Here is a 332-nt window from a genome sequence, read left to right as displayed (position 1 = left end):
CCGCCTTCACGGATAGCGAAGCGCAGACCATCTTCCATAGCGATTGGTACGATAAGTTCAACTGAAACAGCAACGTTATCACCAGGCATCACCATTTCTGTGCCTTCTGGCAGAGAAACAACACCAGTCACGTCAGTCGTACGGAAGTAGAACTGCGGACGGTAGTTGGTGAAGAATGGAGTGTGACGTCCACCCTCTTCCTTGGTGAGGATGTATGCCTCAGCCTTAAACTTAGTGTGAGGAGTAACGGAACCTGGTTTACAAAGAACCTGGCCACGCTCAACATCTTCACGACCAACACCACGGATCAATGCACCGATGTTGTCGCCAGC

The 332-nt window shown here is 50.9% G+C and carries 1 pseudogene; it reads right to left on the bottom strand.

Annotated features, from left to right (window positions below):
- Window positions 1-332 (bottom strand): annotated as a pseudogene (gene tuf / locus PPL9_RS20680) (elongation factor Tu); the annotation flags it as partial.

Origin of the sequence: Pseudovibrio sp. POLY-S9 (genome assembly GCF_001431305.1) — a bacterium.
Lineage (GTDB): Bacteria > Pseudomonadota > Alphaproteobacteria > Rhizobiales > Stappiaceae > Pseudovibrio.
This window is presented reverse-complemented; position numbering and strand designations above follow the sequence as displayed.